Raw genomic sequence first — 12591 nt, forward strand, 5'->3', positions numbered from 1 at the left:
TAAGAGGAAATAGCAGCCGCTATTTCCTCTTGTTATTTTACTTAAATATGCCGCTGATATATTCAGCTTCATCATCCGTTAATTGAATATCGAGCGTTCTCAGGTTGTTTTTAAGCTGATCAGGACGTTTGGCGCCTGGAATGATCGCACCAATTGCAGGTCTCGTTAAAAGCCATGCAAGAGCGAGGTGAGCCGTCTCTGCCTGCTTATCTTTGGCAAGGGCTTTCAGCTTGTCCACCTTTTCCAGATTCTTAATAAATGTTTCTCCCTGAAACTGCGGATTGTCTTTTCTGATGTCGTCAAATGTCGAATCCTTTGTGAACTTTCCTGTTAACAGCCCTGATGCGAGCGGGAAATACGGGATAAATGAAATGCCCTGCTCTACACAGTAAGGGAGCAAGTCTTTCTCAGCATCGCGGTGAATTAAAGAGTATTCGGATTGAAAGACCTCTAAATACCCGTCTGCGTTAAATTCCTGCAATTGTTTAAAATCAAGATTAGAAGCGCCGATCGCTTTAATTTTGCCTTCGTCCTTCAATTCCTTCAGCGTTCCCGCCACCTCAGCCATAGGCGTTTTGCCATCCGGGAAATGGACGTAATACAGATCAATATAATCCGTTTTCAGGCGCTTCAAGCTTTTTTCAACTTCGCCGCGGAGAAATTCCCGGCTGTTGTCTAACTCAATGCCTCCGTTGACCTCTTTATGCGCTCCCTTCGAAGCGATAACCAGCTGGTCCCGTCCACCCCTCTCGCTTACAATCTCTCCGATTAATTCCTCAGAACGGCCCAATCCATATATAAAGGCGGTATCGATAAAATTCACACCGCCGTCTAAAGCTGTGCGAACCAAGTCCCTGCCAGTCTCATCATTCAAATTCGGAAACAGATTATGTCCTCCGACCGCGTTAGCTCCAAAACCGATTCGTTTCACCTGTAAATCTGTTTTGCCAAGAGTACGAGTTTGATTCATTGTTCATTCTCCTTCCGAAACGATATGTTTTGCCATTTCCCTATTTGGATTATCATAAAAACAAACTTCGCGTCACGTTCTACTATTAGATAAGTTAAATTTATTTTCCTGCTTTTTCAGCATACAAAAAAAGGAGAAAGCGCATGTCTCCTTTTTTCGACTTATTTTGGCAGCACCCATTTGTCTTTCAGAAAGGTCTTTCATTTAGAAATTAACATTCCGTTTCAAAAGAAAAAACCTTGAAAAGCCGCGGCTTCTCAAGGTTTTTATCTGCTGTTATGATGTTATTGCTGCTGCAAAGCTGTCCGCTTCGCTCTTTAACACACTTTCAATTTCTTTATAGCGGCTGGAAATGGTCGATGCGCTTACACCGTATTTCTTCGCCAATTTGGCTTGTGAAAGGGAAGCGCCGTTTAGAGAAATGGAATTCACATAATACTCGACCGCCGCAGCAAAAGCTTCAGGTTTTCTGATAACAGGCTCTTTTTTCTCACAGAAGGTTTTCCACAGGCCGATGACTGCCGGAATCAGCTTGTCCGGATACTCTTCTCCGCCCATTCCTTTTTCGATGGCAAGGGCTGTTTCCTTCTCCAAGTCGTTTGCCCACTCTATGCTTTCTTCTTCAGCAGCCGGCTGTTTCTCTTCTTCGCTTAACAAGGCAAAAAGAACCTGCTGGAAGTCTTCTTTCATAAAGCTTTCCGGCGTTTTGCCTTTTTGCAAAGCGGGATCTGCAATCTTCATCACTTTGCTGATCAAAGCGTCTGTTCTCTTTGCCGGGAAGATAGTAAACTGCATGAAGAATTCAGCTTTTTCCGCCTCGTGAATCGGATAGCCTAAAATCAGGCTTCCAAGCGGCGGAAGCTCTTGCTTTTTCACGTCCATCTCAACATTAAATTGCTTTTTCGTCACCACATCTTCAAACTGAATGACTGTCTCGTCCATTTCTTTCAACAGAAGTAAAGCCGGAGTCATGCTTTTCCATGATTCAACAAGCTCACGCGTTTTAGGGCGTGTAATGGAATCGGCTTTTTTCTGAAGATAGTCTTCAAAAATCGTTTGATTGCCGGCAAGCGGGTGAAAGAATATTCCCCAGATGCCTAAGTTAAACACGCTGATGTCTTTTGTCTGCCTGTCCATAGCTGAAAGAATGTCATACTGATTGATAAATGCTGAAATGCTTTCTCTATGTACTGTAAAGGCATACTCCATCAAGTCTTCCTGAATTTGTTTCGCTTCTTTTGCTGCCATTTCTGCCGGAAAATCGACAACCTTACTTCCGCAGCATTTTTTATATTTCTTACCGCTGCCGCATGGACAAGGGGCATTTCTTTTCACTTTTCCCACGATAAACCCTCCGAATTCTATTATAACTTTACTATTTTAACAAAAATAACTTCCGAGGGCTTGGTTTCGAGCGAAAAAAGAATTTGGAAATGAGTGACGATATATTCCCTTATATACGTAAAGCCTTGATGAGCAAGCACTCTTCAAGGCTTTATATCTATTAATTAGTATTTTCCCCGCCGCCGTTAAGGCCTTCTTTAATCAGCCCGTTTACTTTGCTGTTCATAAGCAGGCCGATGTGGCCGACACCGTGAATTTGCACGTTTTTCGCTCCGATTAATCTGGACAGCGGGTTCATGACAATCATGTCAGCTGAGCTATAAACTGATGTGTATAAAATCTTTTGGTTCGGATCGGTACCCGGCAGCGCTCTGTTTGTGACCAGTCCGTTCGCTCCGCCAAGAGTCACGACGTTAGCGATCTTGTCTCCGCCGTCCAGGTTTTTAATATAGTAAAGAGTATTAGCGCCGCCCATGCTGTGCGCGACAATATCCACTTTACTCGCTCCCGTTTCACTCAGCACTTTTTTCACATATGATGATAATCTTGGCGCATTGTTTCTGTTATTCCCTGTTTTATCCAAAAAATCAATTGCATACAGGTCTTTGCTCGACCATCCTTGGGACACCAAGTAAGATTTAATTCCCGCGAAGTTAAAGGACGCCCCGCCAATACCATGGACCATGACCACTGGATTGTGTTCTGAAGCAGCTTTTGAAACGTTTGGCTGGATCGTAAACACAGACACGACACTCAGCATACAAATCATTAATACGGCTAATAGTTTAGATTTTACAGCATTCATGATATTTCCCCCTAATATGTAATGATTTAACAGACTTTATTCTATTAAAGAAACAGAGGGAAATATAGGGTATTTTTTCCTCTTTTCGACGAAAAAAATAACCCTTAAAAAATGAGTACAATTGACCTTTCGCGATAACGTATTTGTGCTTTTATGCGTTGATTGGAAAAAGCTGAGGGCGGGAGGCCCCTCAGCTTTTCTTTCAGATTTTTTCCTCTTACAAAATGGACTCCGCACAATATTCGGAAAGATAGGGATGCTTACTTTGCTCAACTTTTAATATTCACACACATTAAGGTATGTCCCGGTTTTAAGGAGGTTATCCTGCAAAATACAAGAGATGACTTTCCGGATTTTTTTATTAAGTCTTTCTTGACATTCATTCACCTGACAAAGATAATAGACCAGTCACTATATTTTAGCTATTGCATTTTTAAGGTGGGAATTATATGAGTCATGGAGATTCTCGTGAAAAAATACTTTCAGCTGCAACTCGTCTTTTTCAGCTGCAGGGATATTACGGAACGGGACTAAATCAAATAATTAAAGAAAGCGGCGCGCCTAAAGGTTCTCTTTATTATCACTTTCCCGAGGGTAAAGAACAACTGGCGATTGAAGCTGTGAATCAAATGAATGAATATGTCCGTTTAAAAATAACCGAAAGCCTTGAAAAATGTTCAGATCCTGCGGAAGGCATTCAATCATTTCTAAAGGAACTGTCCTGTCAGTTCACATGTCCGGAAAATATTGAAGGATTGCCCGTTGGTTTACTTGCGGCGGAAACTTCATTGAAAAGTGAATTTTTACGTCATGCGTGTGATCAAGCCTATGAAACATGGGAAAACGCATTTGCGGAGAAATTACAGCAATCAGGTTTCTGCGAGAATAAAGCGAAGGAAATAAGCACCGTCATTAATTCAATGATTGAAGGCGGCATTATTCTTTCTATAACGAGGAAAGACAGCAAACCGCTTCTGCATATCGCCAACCTTATTCCAAAGCTGCTGAAAACTTAAAATAGAGACATCTTAACTACATTTCATACAGACTGGTCTATTGCCGGTTATAGAGAGGAGAATCGTTTTGGAAACAGCTGCACCTTCTAAACAATATAAAGTAATGCCTATTATGATTTCATTGCTGCTCGCCGGTTTTATCGGCATGTTCAGTGAAACAGCATTAAATATCGCCTTGACCGATCTCATGAAGGAGCTGAACATTACGGCGTCAACCGTACAATGGTTAACGACCGGATATTTGCTTGTTCTTGGAATTCTTGTTCCGGTATCAGGACTTCTCCTTCAATGGTTTACAACCAGACAGCTTTTTATCGTATCGCTCGCCTTTTCAATTTTGGGGACACTGATCGCTGCGATATCACCAAGCTTTTCATTTTTATTAATTGCAAGAATTGTGCAGGCCCTCGGAACAGGATTGCTGTTACCGTTGATGTTTAATACCATTTTGGTCATATTCCCGCCGCATAAACGCGGAGCTGCCATGGGAACGATCGGGCTTGTCATTATGTTTGCGCCGGCCATAGGACCGACGTTTTCCGGTTTGGTTTTAGAGCACCTTAACTGGCATTGGATCTTTTGGATTTCTCTTCCTTTTCTTGTGTTGGCTCTTATTTTCGGAATTGCTTACATGCAAAATGTGTCCGAAATTACAAAACCAAAAATTGATGTCCTTTCTATTATTCTGTCGACGATTGGGTTCGGAGGCGTTGTGTTTGGCTTTAGTAATGCGGGTGAAGGGTCTGGCGGATGGTCAAGTCCTATTGTTATCAGCTCACTCGCTGTCGGCGTAATCGCTCTTATTTTGTTTTCAACCCGCCAGCTTACAATGAAACAGCCAATGATGAATCTTCGTGCTTTCCGCTATCCGATGTTTGTCCTTGGCGTGCTTATGGTTTTCATCTGTATGATGGTTATTCTATCTTCCATGCTTCTGCTGCCGATGTTCTTACAAGGCGGCATGGCCTTAACGGCATTTACAGCAGGACTTGTGATGCTTCCCGGCGGAATTCTAAACGGTTTTATGTCGCCAGTTACAGGGCGCTTGTTTGATAAATACGGACCAAAATGGCTTGTCATTCCCGGTTTTGTCATTGTTACAGCGGTTCTCTGGTTTTTCTCAAATGTCACCACAGCGTCAACGGCGGCAGTTATTATCGTGCTTCATACATGTTTGATGATCGGTATCTCTATGATCATGATGCCGGCGCAAACAAATGGATTAAACCAGCTTCCGCCGAAGTTTTATCCAGACGGCACAGCCATTATGAATACCCTTCAGCAAATGGCAGGCGCGATCGGTACTGCGGTGGCGGTCAGCATTATGGCCGCAGGACAGCAAGATTATATGAGCGGCGTGAAGAATCCGGCTGATCCGTCCCTCATTCCAAAAGCACTGACCGCAGGTGTGCAGCATGCATTTATCTTTGCCATGATTGTGGCCATCCTCGGTCTGGTCTGTGCTTTCTTCATTAAACGTGTGAAAGTAGACCAATAATAAGAAGGCAGACCCTTTTAGGGTCTGCTTTTTTTATTGATATGTGCATCATTGACGGCAGGCAAATATATTTACCAGTTCATCAATCACATACGTCAGTTCATCCTTTGTATTATAAAAATGAGGAGCCAGCCGGATGACATTATTCCACGGTGCACAAACAATCTTTTGTTTTTTCAATCGTTCCGCTGTCTCCGATGCCCGCTCATCATAAATGGAGATCATCCCAGGCCGCTGGTCGCTGGATGTCGGCCCCATCACCCGCAGCCCTCTTTCACTTGCGTATTGAAAAGCATATGCACTCAGCTCTTTTATATAAACATGTATACGCGAAACTCCTATCTCATTAAGCAACGACAAGCCTTCATGTGCGGCATACAAACTGATAAAGGACGGCGTTCCTGTTTCAAAACGTTTAGCTCCGCTTGCATATGAAAAACGGTTTAAGTCAAAAGCCGCCGCGCTTTGCTGGCCAAACCAGCCTGAAGCTTTCGGCCGAAGCTGTTCCGCCAGCTCTTTTCTCACATAAAGAAAAGCGGTTCCCGGAATGCCGAGCATATATTTTCGTGAACCTGCAGCCAGCATATCAATCCCGCTTTCCTTTACATCTATCGGGACGTGTCCGGCGGATTGATAGGCGTCTACAAATAACAACGAGCCTTTTTCCCGCGCAATGGCTGCGATTTGTTTGATATCTTGACGAAAGCCATTATAGTAGTTGACGTGAGGCACACAGGTCAGCAGGGTCTCTTCACTGATACATGCTTCATAATTCTCAAGCGGCACCATCCCATCTGAAGAAGGAATAACTGATAAATCATAGTCTCTTTGCGCCTTCCAAATGTGAGCTGCTGCGGGGAAATCTATTTCTGTATAAACCACTTTCTTTTTTTTGCCATCTTGCAAAGCAGATGCGATCGAAACAATTGCATCGGAAACTGAAGGCAAAACCGCAATCTCCTCAGGCTCCGCGCCAATCAGAACAGCAAATTCATTTCTGGCGCTTTCTGTTTTTTTAATCGCTTCATTCCAGTTGGCTCCTGTTTGCAGTAAGCTGTCATGGTACTCTTTTATAGCTCTTGAAACCGGCAGTGCCAATGCGCTTTGAGAGCAGCTCGCAAGCATAGTATGCGTATGCAGCACCGGAAACAGTGACCGATATTGCTGAGAAAGACCCTCCAATATGATCCACTCCTTTTACCCATTGTCCGCTACATTTCAAAAATTTTCAAACGATAAAAAAAGAAAAGTTAACGCTTGATTCTGTTGAACATTGATAAATGACCCACCGGTTTCTGTATTTTCAAATTGATTCAGAGATGATTTCTAAAAAGCAGAGATTTACAATAAAATAGATGAAAAGGGGGAATTAGTATGAAACCAAAAGTGTTGTTCACTGGCTTTGATCCTTTTGGAGGTGAAACAGTAAATCCGGCGTGGGAAGCTGCCAAACAGCTGAACGGCGAGGATGCCGATCATGCTGTAATCGTGTCGGAACAGGTGCCTACCGTATTTAAAAAGTCACTTAAAATCCTGCGGCAGGCCATTCATAAACATCAGCCGGACATCGTCATTTGTGTGGGACAAGCAGGCGGCAGAATGCAAATCACGCCGGAACGTGTGGCGATTAACCTTGATGACGCACGAATTCCTGATAACGAAGGGAATCAGCCGATTGATGAACCCATCTCCGAAAATGGTCCCGCGGCTTACTGGACGGGGCTGCCGATCAAACGGATCGTTGAGCGCATGAAGGAAAACGGCGTTCCTGCGGCCGTTTCCCATACTGCCGGGACATTTGTATGCAACCACCTATTCTATGGGCTGATGGATGAGATCAACAAGAATTCCCCAAGAATAAAGGGCGGCTTCATCCATATCCCGTACATCCCGGAACAAACCATAAATAAACAAGCGCCGAGCCTCAGCCTCGAAATAATCGTCAAGGCACTAAGGATCGCCGCTGTTACTGCCGCAAAGTATGATACAGACATCCGCTCTTCCGGCGGTTCACTCCATTAAATTCCGTCATGTCATCAATGGTTCACTGGCCAGTTTCTTTTTATAGACAAACGCGGACAGGGCCACACTTACTTCAAACAGGACGAGAAGCGGAACCATGACCAAAAAATCAGAAACAAAATCCGGCGGCGTAATCAGAATCGACACCACAATCAGGAGAAAATAAGAAAGTTTTCTCGCTTTCGCCAGCCGCAGAGGGTTTAGAATGCCAAGGCGGGTTAAAAACATGACGACCAGAGGCATCTCAAATAAAAAACCAAACGGCAGGCTCAAATTCACCATAAATCGAAAATAGTTATCAGCGGTGAACATTGTTTCAAAATGCCCTGACGACAGCTTCATCAAAAAGCCAAGCACAATCGGATACAGCACAAAGTATCCAAACGAAATGCCTGTCAGAAATAACGCAAATAATCCCGGAATATACAAAAGAGTCACCTTGCGTTCTGTTTCGGTCAGCGCCGGGGCTACAAACCGCCACACCTGGAATGCCGCTACAGGAATGGAAGCGGCAATGGCGCATACTCCGGCGATCATCATGTACACCCATAGAATTTCACTCGGTCCCAGAACAGCCAGTTTTCCATCCAAATCTCTGCTTAGCCAGTCATAAATATCCTGTACAAATAAAAAAGCGGCAATCAAAAACACGACAAATGCAGCTAACGTCAGAATGATTCTTTTTCGCAGCTCTTCCAAATGTCCGATCAAATGCGTTTCTTTTTTATCCATGCCGGAAGCCCTCCTTATCAAATCAGTAAAGAGGCAGATACTGATTGATCTGCCTCATCAGCATTCAGCCCGCTGGTTTGTCCTTTTTGACAGCCGTTAAGTCAGCTGATGGTTTTTCCTCTTCTTTGTCTTCACCGGACACGAGAGATTTTGTCGCGCTTTTGAATTCAAGGAGGGTCCGTCCTGCCGCCCGGCCGATCTCCGGAAGCTTTGAAGGTCCAAAGATAACCAAAGCAATCACAAAAATTAAGATTAAACCGGGTATCCCGATGTTTGAAAACATGACATTCAGCTCCTTATTTTGTTATTTTGGCTCTTTTCTTTATCACTTGTTTTTCGTGGGCTTTATTATGGGCAAAGAAGCGGTCTTCTTCTACCTCATTAGACTGCTTCAAGCCTCCCGGAACAGCCGCTGCCGATACTTTTCTTAATCCGGTTTGATCCTTTTGATACACAAATGATGCTCTTGTCGATAGGGATGCTCCAGGTTCAGTTACAAACGGCACTACCCGATAATCCGCTCTCCATTGTTCAGGGGTCACTGTGCAGCGGACATAGCCCCGATAGTCGTTGAAAAATTTAATGTGCGGATTTTGTTTTAAAATTTGATCTGTATCCGCTCTCTTATCCGCTCCGTTCCCGCCGGATGTAATAGACGTTCCGACAAATTCGGCTCCGAAAATAGACGAATTGATTTTATTAAAATCGGTATGCAGATTCGACGCCCAGCTCGCGTGGACATCTCCCGTCAAAACGACCATATTATTTAGATTTTTGCTTTTAATAAAATTGACGATCCGTTCGCGCTGTGCCGGGTAGCCATCCCAAGAATCCATGCTGTAGATCGGACTTGCGCTTGTCCCGAAATTCCATTGGGCGAAGAAAATTTGCTGCGCCAGCACATTCCAATGAGCGGTTGAGCTTCCCAAGTTCTTGAACAGCCAATCTTCCTGTTCTTTCCCCAGCAATGTGCGGGTTGGATTAAGCGATTCATCTGAAGGCGGCTTATTCCCGTCGCCATTCGCTTGATCGTCTCGGTATTGCCGTGTATCGAGCACATTGAACGATGCCAAGTTTCCATAAGAGAAATGGCGGAAAAGCTTCATGTCCGGACCGTTTGGCAAAGAGGATCTGCGAAGCGGCATATGCTCGTAATACGCTTGATAAGCCGCGGCACGGCGCAAGACAAATGCTTCAATGGACTGCCCTTTTTCCGGTATCTTATTGGCATAGTTGTTTTCCACTTCATGGTCATCCCAGGTCACAACCCATGGAAACGCCGCGTGCGCCGATTTTAGATTCGCATCGGAACGATATTGGGCATGGCGATTTCGGTAATCTTGAAGCGTAATGATTTCTGCACTGCTGTGCGTGCGTACATTTCCTGTTTTTGATACGTACTCATTCGGGCCATATTCATAAATATAATCGCCGAGATGGAACACCAAATCGAGTTTTTCCTTCGCCATATGTTTATACGCCGTGTAATAGCCATGCTCATATTGCTGACAGGAGGCAAACGCAAAAGTCATTTTCGAAACATTTGCTCCTGCGGCAGGCAGGGTTTTTGTTTTTCCGACAGGGCTTAACTCGTGACCGCTTTTGAAACGGTAATAGTACACTTGATTAGGCTGAAGACCGTCAGCTTCAACGTGGACCGAGTGCGCAAGGCTCGGCTTGGCCATTTCCGTTCCGCGCTTTACGATGCGGCGGAAATGCTCATCCTTCGCCAGCTCCCATTTCACAGGAACAGCCTGTTTAGGCATTCCTCCGCCATTCAGCGGATCGGGCGCAAGACGGGTCCATAAAATGACACTATCAGACATCGGGTCTCCCGAAGCGACACCGAGTGTAAACGGATAACTGGAGAACTTAGGCGCGGCATTCACTTCAAATGCGCCAACCGACTGAGCAATGGTTAAACCTAGAGAAAGACCCGCGATTTTTCCCGCCCCTTGAATAAAACGGCGGCGGTCAAACGTATTGTTTTCAAAGCTTTCTTCCTTTAACTTCTTCACCCACTCATCTAAACGACTGTCATGTGCCATTTAAGATCCCCTCTCTTCTCATTGATCGCCTTCATTATAGGAAACCTTTGTTAAATGAATGTGAAGAAATATAAACGTATTGTTTGCCCTTAAAATGACAAATAGGACAACCTTCACAGGCCATTGATCGAAATGTGTCGATTCACGGAAAAAAATCGTGTTTTCAGTAAAATTCTCTTTTAAGCAACTGCTCTTTTTGCCTATTTTTCTTCACACATTCTTAAAGAATAAAAAAACACTGAGCGGCTAAACATGAATCACCCAGTGTTTCCGATACCATTAAGTAAAACACCGCCCGGCGATTCGGACGGTGTTTCTGAACTAAAATGTATTATAGACATTCTCGCACGTTTCCGCTGTCGGCTGGTAAAAACAATGGGACTTGAATCTGGCTACCAACGGCTGGTTATACCATTGTGCAGGGCAATTCCCGCCCGGCTTAAAATACCATAAGCTGAATTTGGCAGGCCAGAATCGTTCTCCATTAATGGTGCGCCGCGCCAGCCTTCTTTCACTTTCTCTGGGCCTTTGATAGAAGTATCCATGTGTCACCGCCTCAAATGCGTGCGGCTGGTAGATCATTTGCCGAATCGTGCGCAGTCCTTTAAAATCAGAGCAATTGGCTCTTAACCGGTTGACCCCTACATTTCCGACAAGCAGCATTCCCTGCTGTCCTTCACCTTCGGCCTCCGCTCTGAGCAGTCTTGCCATCAGATCGATATCCGCACTTGACGCTTTCACGACTGCCATCGTGTCACCTCCCTGTATCCTCCTTTCATCATATTGCTGGACAGTCAAGGAGATGACGGGTGAACAGCAGAAACTTTTTATTTTACTCAGCAGGCTCTGCCACAGTCCCCAAAAATAAAATGCTTTTCGTCTTTTCATCCGCTATTACGAATAAAAAAGGGCGGTTCACCGTCAGCGACAATTCAGGCCCAGAGGCGGATTCAATGATCTCTACAGACATCGCCGCCGCTGCTTCTGTTCCTGTTTCGTCCGTTTTGATAAACGTATGGTGATTGACATCGTCGATTTTTGCACCCGTGCTTTTGTCTTGAAACAAATTTGAAAAATCAGCTTTGCCAAATGCTGTTTTCATTCCCAACTGAGCCAGTATACCTCTCAGATTGTATTTTTCTTCAAAGGAAAAGCGCGGAAGACTCAGCTTCACCGTTTTTTCTTCCCAGCGGTTCTCCCATTTTTCCAAATTCTCATGCGTCAATGAAGCAGTGAGTGATGAAAGGTCCTTATCTTTCTGCGGCAAAAATACAGCAAAAGACAAGTCCTTATTCTTATAAGAAAGCTTTACAGCTTGAAACAGCTCGTTCTCTTGGTATGGGAGGAGAGCCGTCTGCTTCATCATCGGATGCTTCTTTTCCGTTCCGTTCTGTAAATAAAATGGTTCAACATAAGTCATTGCCTTATCAAACGGTTGTGTCCAGTCTCCTTGAAAGTAGATTGTATTTAGTAAAACAGCGATTGTATTCGGGGACAGATTGTCAGCAATATCTTCTATATGGCCTTTTGTTTTTTTCGCGGCCCATTCATTGATCTTCCTCTTTGCTTTTTCAGGATGAGGTCCCAACTTACATGCTTTCCCGTCAAAATGTTGTTCAATCGTTTGTTTAAATTGCGGATTGATGTCAAGTCCTGTCCAAACCGAATGGGCCGCAAGCAATTCACCATCAGAAAGGGTACGGAAGGAGTTCATGAGGGTGTTTGCTGCTTCATTGATTTCTCTGTCTTTCATTTCAGATAGAAGCAAGGTGTTCTTCATTTCTTCTTTTGTCTTTCCATCGGCGCCATTTGCCGTCATAACAAGTGCCTGCTGAATGCTGTATGGAGATATAAACACATTTTTCTCTGTGCCCTGCTGTTCAATCAGGTGATGAAATACGGAAATTCCAAAAAGCCTCTCAGCTTCTACAAACTCTTTATGTATTCCGTCCGCCGACTGTGCAGATGGAGACGTCTTAGATGAAGACATTTGAGAGGCCGGGTGTTCAGCAGATGGTTGTCCGCATCCGGCCAGTGCTAACAACAATAAGAGGAACATCATCCATCCGTTTTTTTGTCTGCACTCCATTGCAATCACCCTCTTCAAAGCGGATTTTATCACCAAAGACACTAACACCAAATGGGAAATATTTCAA

At 44.3% G+C, this 12591-nt stretch carries 12 protein-coding genes; 3 read left to right on the top strand and 9 right to left on the bottom strand.

The genetic code is table 11. The features are described 5' to 3' along the window. Positions 1 to 37: 37 nt before the first annotated feature. The 3 genes from AXI57_RS05400 to AXI57_RS05410 all read right to left on the bottom strand — a co-directional run bounded on the left by AXI57_RS05400 (position 38) and on the right by AXI57_RS05410 (position 3119). Positions 38 to 970 carry an aldo/keto reductase gene (locus AXI57_RS05400; protein ID WP_061669475.1) on the bottom strand — a complete coding sequence of 311 codons (933 nt, stop codon included), beginning with the start codon at positions 968 to 970 and terminating at the stop codon, positions 38 to 40. A gap of 276 nt (positions 971 to 1246) precedes the next feature. Next, complete coding sequence (locus AXI57_RS05405; RefSeq protein ID WP_061669476.1) at positions 1247 to 2314, bottom strand: helix-turn-helix domain-containing protein; 1068 nt, start codon at positions 2312 to 2314, stop codon at positions 1247 to 1249. Positions 2315 to 2474: 160 nt separating this feature from the next. After that, on the bottom strand, positions 2475 to 3119 hold the full coding sequence (locus tag AXI57_RS05410; RefSeq protein WP_003327989.1) for a lipase EstA: 645 nt from the start codon (positions 3117 to 3119) through the stop codon (positions 2475 to 2477). 449 nt (positions 3120 to 3568) lie between these two features. Between AXI57_RS05410 and lmrA the strand changes: the two genes are divergently transcribed. Together lmrA and lmr(B) are read left to right on the top strand one after the other, a co-directional pair. Next, positions 3569 to 4135: a transcriptional regulator LmrA gene (lmrA, locus tag AXI57_RS05415; protein WP_061571035.1), complete on the top strand. Its 567-nt coding sequence runs from the start codon at positions 3569 to 3571 to the stop codon at positions 4133 to 4135. Between the two features lie 61 nt (positions 4136 to 4196). After that, on the top strand, positions 4197 to 5633 hold the full coding sequence (lmr(B), locus tag AXI57_RS05420; protein WP_081112752.1) for a lincomycin efflux MFS transporter Lmr(B): 1437 nt from the start codon (positions 4197 to 4199) through the stop codon (positions 5631 to 5633). Between the two features lie 48 nt (positions 5634 to 5681). On the opposite strand, the gene AXI57_RS05425 is transcribed toward lmr(B), so the two are convergent. Continuing rightward, entirely contained in the window at positions 5682 to 6758 is a 1077-nt protein-coding gene (locus AXI57_RS05425) for an aminotransferase class V-fold PLP-dependent enzyme (RefSeq protein ID WP_061669541.1), read from the bottom strand. A gap of 249 nt (positions 6759 to 7007) precedes the next feature. Between AXI57_RS05425 and pcp the strand changes: the two genes are divergently transcribed. Further along, positions 7008 to 7655: a pyroglutamyl-peptidase I gene (gene pcp, locus AXI57_RS05430; protein WP_061669478.1), complete on the top strand. Its 648-nt coding sequence runs from the start codon at positions 7008 to 7010 to the stop codon at positions 7653 to 7655. A 6-nt stretch (positions 7656 to 7661) separates the two neighbouring features. Here the strand turns inward: pcp and tatC are convergent, their stop codons facing one another. The 5 genes from tatC to AXI57_RS05455 form a co-directional block, all read right to left on the bottom strand. Next, positions 7662 to 8387 (bottom strand): twin-arginine translocase subunit TatC, encoded by a 726-nt coding sequence (gene tatC, locus AXI57_RS05435; protein WP_010787540.1) that lies wholly within the window; start codon positions 8385 to 8387, stop codon positions 7662 to 7664. Positions 8388 to 8451: 64 nt separating this feature from the next. Further along, on the bottom strand, positions 8452 to 8670 hold the full coding sequence (locus tag AXI57_RS05440; RefSeq protein ID WP_003327982.1) for a twin-arginine translocase TatA/TatE family subunit: 219 nt from the start codon (positions 8668 to 8670) through the stop codon (positions 8452 to 8454). A gap of 13 nt (positions 8671 to 8683) precedes the next feature. After that, positions 8684 to 10435, bottom strand: a complete 1752-nt coding sequence (locus AXI57_RS05445) for an alkaline phosphatase D family protein (protein WP_061669479.1) — start codon at positions 10433 to 10435, stop codon at positions 8684 to 8686. Between the two features lie 321 nt (positions 10436 to 10756). Then, positions 10757 to 11185 (bottom strand): cell wall hydrolase, encoded by a 429-nt coding sequence (locus tag AXI57_RS05450; protein ID WP_003327980.1) that lies wholly within the window; start codon positions 11183 to 11185, stop codon positions 10757 to 10759. Between the two features lie 82 nt (positions 11186 to 11267). Continuing rightward, a complete protein-coding gene (locus AXI57_RS05455; protein ID WP_061669480.1) occupies positions 11268 to 12524 on the bottom strand; it encodes a serpin family protein in 1257 nt (418 codons plus the stop codon). Positions 12525 to 12591: the final 67 nt, after the last annotated feature.

It is taken from the genome of Bacillus atrophaeus, assembly GCF_001584335.1.
Taxonomy (GTDB): Bacteria; Bacillota; Bacilli; order Bacillales; family Bacillaceae; genus Bacillus; species Bacillus atrophaeus.